The organism is Paenibacillus oceani, assembly GCF_014705615.1.
GTDB lineage: Bacteria > Bacillota > Bacilli > Paenibacillales > NBRC-103111 > Paenibacillus_AB > Paenibacillus_AB oceani.
The window spans coordinates 129,435-136,562 of sequence record NZ_JACXJA010000013.1 but is presented as its reverse complement, the minus strand read 5'-3'; the positions used below and the strand labels follow the sequence as shown (position 1 = coordinate 136,562).

4 protein-coding genes are annotated in these 7,128 nt (G+C 53.6%); 2 read left to right on the top strand and 2 right to left on the bottom strand.

Annotation, left to right across the window (positions count from 1 at the left end; translation table 11 throughout):
• Window positions 1-695: 695 nt before the first annotated feature.
• Window positions 696-2,033, top strand: a complete 1,338-nt coding sequence (locus IDH45_RS11365; RefSeq protein ID WP_190927617.1) for an ABC transporter substrate-binding protein — start codon at window positions 696-698, stop codon at window positions 2,031-2,033.
• A 523-nt stretch (window positions 2,034-2,556) separates the two neighbouring features.
• Here IDH45_RS11365 and IDH45_RS11360 read toward each other — a convergent pair.
• Both IDH45_RS11360 and IDH45_RS11355 read right to left on the bottom strand, forming a co-directional pair.
• A complete protein-coding gene (locus tag IDH45_RS11360) occupies window positions 2,557-3,567 on the bottom strand; it encodes a phosphotransferase enzyme family protein (RefSeq protein WP_190927615.1) in 1,011 nt (336 codons plus the stop codon).
• A 353-nt stretch (window positions 3,568-3,920) separates the two neighbouring features.
• Window positions 3,921-5,342 carry an extracellular solute-binding protein gene (locus IDH45_RS11355; protein WP_190927612.1) on the bottom strand — a complete coding sequence of 474 codons (1,422 nt, stop codon included), beginning with the start codon at window positions 5,340-5,342 and terminating at the stop codon, window positions 3,921-3,923.
• 419 nt (window positions 5,343-5,761) lie between these two features.
• Between IDH45_RS11355 and IDH45_RS11350 the strand changes: the two genes are divergently transcribed.
• Entirely contained in the window at window positions 5,762-7,108 is a 1,347-nt protein-coding gene (locus IDH45_RS11350) for an ABC transporter substrate-binding protein (protein ID WP_190927610.1), read from the top strand.
• The last annotated feature ends 20 nt before the right edge of the window (window positions 7,109-7,128 follow it).

Below are 7,128 nucleotides of genomic sequence, written 5' to 3'. Positions count from 1 at the left end.
GGGTGAAGAACATCGGAAAGCCGTATGCGGGAAAACCGCACGTACGGTTTGATGAGGAGGGGCTGGTAATCCCAGCCCTTTACTCTACTAATTTGCCGGCAACCGGCTCGGGCGGGGAGATAGGAGCGGTTTGCAGCTGTTATTTTTGCGAAATGGTGCTTTCCCAGCCAATAGGTTGAAAATTAGAGGTGCAAACCGCCTCTATTCGCCTCAGTTTGGCTATTATGCCGGAAATAAAGGATGCCAAAGACTCTTATTCTTCCACGAGCCCAACCCGCACGACGAGCTCGGCCCATATACGACAAGCCCAGTCCATATACGACAAGCCCAACCCGTATCGACAAGCCCAATCCATATACGACAAGCCCAACCCGTATCAACGAGCCTAACCCCTATCGACGAGTCCAACCCATATACACTTTTCAGCCAAGCAGAGTTCCCTTCGCTCACAGCCGGGGCGTGGTCAAGGCGCTGTCTGATAAGGCCGCGCGTAGCGCGGAAGACGCCACTTTCGAGAGCGGGGAGTATAACGATTCAACCGGTAGTTCGTTTTTTTAGGATGTCAAAAAAATGTACTGGATCTTAAAAATGTGAAATGGTGCGGCAGTCTGTGATCCGTTACATATGGAGTATGCCGAATCTTTAAGTGAGGATGGCATACCACATACAGGAGAAAAGGACGGTCGATTCGATTGATGGCACAACGAAAATGGAAGACAGGTATGATCGGGATGTCGCTCGCGGTGTTGTTGTCCGCTTGCAGCGGAGGGGGGGCGTCACCGCAGCCGGATGCGTCCGGCGAAACGCCGAAGCCGGCGGAGAAGCCGCCGGAGCTGATCGAGTTGAAGATTCATGCTTCCGGCGTTGCGGAGCAAGAGTTCGATACGCGGTTCAAGGAGGTGCTGCAGAAGAAGTTTCCTCATATCAAAATCGTCTGGCTGCCGACGAACGGTACGGCCAACACGATTCAGGAGTACGTGGCCCGCGGCGAAATTCCCGATATCATCCGCAACATTTCGAGTACGGTGCATACCAACTATTTGAACATGGGGCTTGCCTACGATCTGCGGGAGATGGTCAGCAAGTACAAGTACGATCTTAGCCGCTTCAATCCGATTTTTATCGACGGCTTTATCAAGCTGTCCGGGCAAACCGGGGAGTTGTACGGTCTTCCGGTATCGCCATTCTTCTCGAGGGTGCTTTATTATAACAAAGACGTGTTCGACAAGTTCGGCCAGCCTTACTTGAAGGACGGCATGACCTGGGACGAAGTGTACGAAGTCGCGCGTAAGCTGAGCCGGGTGGAGGACGGGGTTATCTACCGCGGATTCTCCGGCAATGTCGCCACGTATCTGACGTACAATGAGTATTCGCTTTCTACGCTCGATCCGGCCAAAGACGAGCTGTCCAGCTTTGATACGTGGAAAAAGATTTTCGACAACTATATCCGGTTTTATCAAATTCCGAACAACCCCATTGCCGCTACGCTCGCGGATGAGCAAAACGCGTTCAAAAACGGGACCGTTGCGATGCATGCCGATATTTACTCCCCGTATCTCGATCTGAGTATGGTGAAGAACTGGGATATGGTGTCGATCCCGATTATTGAAGGGGCGCCGAAAAAGGTAGGCATCTTCCCGCCAGGGTATCTGCTCATCACGAAACAGAGCAAGCACAAGGACGAAGCGTTCCAGGTCATGATGGAGATGTTGAGCGACGACGTGCAGATGAAGGATGCGCGAAACGGATTTTTGCCGACGGTCGCAAACAAGGATATGATGGCAGCGCTCGGACAGGACAACGCCGTGTACAAAACCAAAAATAGGAAGGCCGTCGGCCATTATGAATTTGCCCCGATCCGCCCGGCGCGCGAAAAAGGAAAAACGGCGATCGATACGGGTGTCGCGGATACTCATTTGCGCAACGCATTTTTCGATGCCGCTCAAGGGAAAGCCGACGCGAATACGGTGCTGAGAAGAACGGACGAACTGCTTAAGCAGGAAGTGGAAGAAGAGAAGAGCAAAACGAAATAACGGAACGTATCAGGTTGAGTTGAGTACGGGCATGTCGAACAATGATGAGGTAAGAACCTCCGATGCTGCTTTGATTAGCGGTTCCGGGGGTTCTTTTGTTGCGCAGTGCCGCTTTTCCCACTAGGTAGTGGAAGTTGAGGAAGCCCGGCTTCCTTTATTAGGCGGGAAACGCTTGAACAAGCCGGTTAGCGGAACAATCGTTTCCGTTATTTCGGCGAAATTCGTAAAAACCGGTCGCATTGTCGCGAATAACGGAAGTAAAAGTTCCGATAACAGGCGGTTTGCAGACTTCATAACGAAATAAAGGAAGTATTTGTTCCGGTAAAGTATCAACAAGCGGGAGAGAAGGCAAGGGGGCGGGTCAAACTCGAAGGTTTCTCCAGGGGCGACCCCAAAGGCGACTCGAAAGGCGACTCCAAAGGCGACCCCAAAGGCGACTCGAAAGGCGACCCCAAAGGCACTCCCAAAGGCCCCCCAACCCCTAACCCTAACCCTAACATACAGCCTCCTAAGGCTGTTGTCCTCACCAATCCCCGAACAACTCGTCCAGCCGGTCCCACTGCTCGGTCAGCCAGATCAGCTCCTCGGCGAACCGTTTGGGCGGTATGCTGGCATGGTTCAGCATGGAAGCCCGGAGCCACCAGTGCGCTTCGCGGCACCATAGCAGCTTCAGCGCAACCGGCAGCCGGCCTGCGGGGAAATCGTGCTGTTCCCGGTAGCCGGCCAGGAAAGCTGCGGCCGCTTCCCGCTGAAGCGCGTCTTCGTGCCAGGCGCCGGACAGCAGCGCCCTTGCCGTATCGATTTCCGGATAGCTGTATTGCACCGTATCGAAATCGATAACCTGCACGTGATCGTCGGCGTCGATCAGGAAGTTGTCGACCCAAAAGTCCGAGTGCGCCCAGCCAGGCTCCAGACCGTCGAACATAGCCGGGTCTAGCGTCTGCAGAATGTCGCCCTGCCGTTCGATCGCCCGGATCACGGCCGGATGAGGTTCAGCCGACGCCAAGGCGGCTTCGCGGTTGGCCTGCCATTTGCCGCTAATGCCGCCGGGCGAAGGTTTCCAAGGCGTCCCTTCCGCCGGCAGCGTTTGCAACAGCGTATGCATCTGCCCGGTTACCCGACCCAGCCGATACATCCGCGCAGCTCCGACTTCGCCCGCCTTCGGGGGTGCGCCTTCCGCCGGCTGCATGACGGCGTAGTAATACCCTTCCGGCGATTGCTGCAGATGCCGCCCTCCTGCACTGTACACATCTGGGCAGATACCGCTGCGAAGGTGCAAATCGTGCTGGACCGACAACGAGCGCTCGACCTGCCGATTCAGATCCGGGTCGCTCAGATTGTACCGCTTCGGATGATAACACTTGACGAAGAGGGGGCCGCTGTCTGCGCTTACCGTCCATTTCATATTCAGCAGGCCGAGAAATGTCTGGGTGTATCCGGTGACGGTTACGCCAAACGTATCGGCCATATGGGCGAACACGGACTCCCGGTACACCGGATCGGTGCACACCCGGGTTTCATCATGGGAACTCATAACAAAATCACGCCTTTCGGGCGAATGTATGTTCGAATGTGTGTATTATACCATAATGTGGGGGAAGGTCGGAGGGACTTCAGGGCGTGTCCGAAGAACGAATCGTTCGATCCTATTTTAAAAAGAGGGGTTGTCTCCAGAACCAGTCATTTTGCGATGTGGTAAGCCTCGCTTAGAAACGATTTCTTCAAGAAAAAGGACCCCAGTCTCCATGGTTAAGTGGAGTTCGGGGTCCTTTCGTATGGAAATGAGGTCGTTCCCTGTTTTGCGAGCGCTTTTGGGGAAACCCCTCTCCGGGGTACGGCGTACTAGGCAGTCTCTAGCCCTAGCGCGATGCGGCATCCGTAGCCGGGCTAAGGCATCACCGGAGACGGAGAAAGAGGCGTATCAGCCGGGCTCGCCGACAGCTCCTCCACGCGCTTGCACAACGTCTCTTCATCCTGTAAGCCGGCCCAGTACAGGCGCAGCTCGCTGAACAGCCCGTGCATCTCGCTTTCGCGGAGGTTCAGGTCCGAGAAGAGCCGGTAGCTCGGAATGATTTCGCGGAACAAGGAGAAGCGCGACGGCCGGTTGATCACGCCGGAATCGGGTCCGGACCATTCTGCAGCGGTAACCCGCGCGGGAAGGCTGCACGTATTTTGCCGGATCGCCAGCTGGGCTTCGGAAGAGATCATAAAATCGACGAGCTTTTTCGCAGCTTCCTTGTTTTTGGAATGCCGGTTCACGGCAAGTCCGATGACGATCAGCGTCGTAAGCGCGTCCCCGAGATGCGGAACCGGGGCGATGTCATAGTCCAGCTCGGCGTCGCGCAGATGATTTAACGTAAAATAGCTGAGGATGGCGATCGACAGCTTGCCTTGGCGGAGCATCTGGACTTTCTCCGCTTCCCAGTTCATCAGGCTGTTCGGCAGCGAAGGAATATGTTCATACAGCTCCCGGCTGTAGCGGATCGCGTCCATCATGCGCGTACCCGCCAGCTTGAGCCGGCCGTCTTCGCGGCGTTCGAAGGAGCCCCCCTTCTGCAGCAGCATGATGCTGGCCCGGTTCGGGGTGGAGAAATAACAGTGAAAACCGACCCGCTCGCCTGGGATGTCCAAGGCGGAGGCGCATTCGATCAATCTCTGCCAGTTCCAACTGCTGTTCGGCTCCTGCAGCCCCTGCTGGATGAAGTGGGCGCGATTGTAGCACAAGACGAGAGGCGAGAAGGTAAAAGGCTGCACCCGCAGCTGGCCGTCTTTCGCGAAAGCGTCGGAGAGGAACGGATACAGGGCGTCCTGCCGTTCGAGAATCTCGAAATCGTCCAGACTGCCGTGCTCGGCAAATTGCAGGTAACTGCTGTAGTTCATCGTGACCACGTCCAGCATCCCGTTATCGAGATACGGCTTGAATTGATCATACAACTGGCCTCCCAGCGGAACGGCCTGAACGTGAATATTCGGATGTTCCCGGTGGAACATGGCGATCAGCCTGTGGATATCCGCATCGTCCGGGATCGTAGGCGAATACCCGAACCGGATCGTGACTGCTCCTTTTTCCGCCGGATCGAGAACTTTGCTGCCGATCTTCGGAATTTTGACGATCATACGCTCGCTTACGAGCAGATCAAGTCCTTTGCGCACCGATTGCACGCTTAACCCGTACTGCTCGGCAAGCTGCTTCTCCGACGGCAAATATTGCTCCGGCTCCAGGCTGCCGGTAAGGATATTGTTGCGGATCGATGTGACCATTTCGTCCAGACGGGGGCGAAACGTTTTGCGGCTTGGACGTCGCACCATATACGTATCAACCTCTTAAAGTGCTATGATTATTGATCATAGTAGATCATTAGTAGCTTGTCAAACAATGGTAATTCATAACAGTGATGGCGAACGAAATATACATATCAGATAAATATCAATTATGCGAAACTTGGCGTAGTTTAATCGGTTTAATATCAAATTTTCAATATTTATTTTTGTATATTGACATTAACTAACTTCTAAAATATAGTTTTTGTTGTAAATTAAATATCAGTTACGTATTAGAAAAGAGGTTTGTTTTATCCTTCTAAGCTCAGTCAGAAGGTTTCCGATCCATAAACGGAAAGGAGTGTTGTAAGCGTTTCACATTAGACCGATTCGCGTATTGCCTTCAAGGTAAAGGTGCTTGAGTTGCAGGCTGATATTCAAACATGAGAAAAGGAAGGTCGATCCTATTGGTTACTAACACGAGGCTGTTGGCCGGCTTGGCCGGTTTGCTGCTCATTGGCGCATTGACCGCTTGCATCGGGGGAGAGACGGCTCCGAAGGTTGCCGATCCCGGCGCGAAGGAAGCCCCTAAGCAGGCGGAGAAGCCGCCTGAGCCGATCGAGCTGAAAATCCATGCACTTGGCGTATCGGAGCAAGAGTTCAATAACCGTTTCAAAGACGTTCTGCAAAAAAAATATCCCCACATCAAAGTGGTCTGGCTGCCAACGACCGGTGCGGCCAACACGATCCAGGAATACGTCGCCCGCGGCGAAATTCCCGATATCATCCGCAACATATCCAGCACGGTACATACTAACTATTTAAATCTGGGTCTCGGATACGACTTGCGGGAGCTGGTGGCGAAGTACAAGTACGACCTGAACCGGTTTAATCCGATTTTTATTAATGGCTTTAAAGATTTGACATCGCAGAGCGGAGAACTGTACGGCCTTCCCGTGTCGCCGTTTTTCTCGAGAGTGCTTTACTATAACAAAGATTTGTTCGACAAATTCGGCCAGCCCTATTTGAAGGACGGCATGACTTGGGATGAAGTGTACGAAGTCGCCCGCAAAATGACACGGGTGGAGGACGGAGTTACCTACCGCGGATTTTCCGCCTTCGTCGCCACGTTTCTGACTTACAACGAATACTCGCTTTCAACGCTCGACCCGGAGAAAGACCAGCTGTCCAGCTTCGATACGTGGAAAAAGATTTTTGACAACTACACGCGGTTTTACCAAATTCCGAACAATCCGATCGCCCGGACGCTGGCGGAAGAGCAGAACGTGTTCCAGAAAGGGACGGTCGCGATCCATGCCGATATTTATTCGCCATACCTCGATCTGAGCAAGGTGAACAACTGGGATATGGTATCGATTCCGGTTATGGACGGAGCGCCCAAAAAAATCGGTATCTTTCCGCCGGGGTATCTGCTCATTACGAAGCAGAGCAAGTACAAGGACGAAGCGTTCCAGGTCATTATGGAGATGCTCAGCGACGAGGTGCAGATGAAGGATGCGCGGAACGGATTTTTGCCGACGGTCGCAAGCAAGGACATGATGAATGCGCTCGGCCAAGACAGCGCCGTGCATAAGGGCAAAAATATGAAGGCCGTCGGTTATTATGAATTCGCTGCGCTTCGCCCGGCGCGCGCCAAAGGGAAAACGCTGCTCGACACGAACATTGCGGACACCCTTTTGCGGAACGCATTCGTTGAAGCCGCACAAGGCAAGTCGGATGTAAATACGGTGCTCCGTAAGACGGATGAACTGCTCAAGCAGGAAGTGGAGAAGGAGAAAAGCAAGACGAAGTAGCGGCACGAAGCGAATGACCG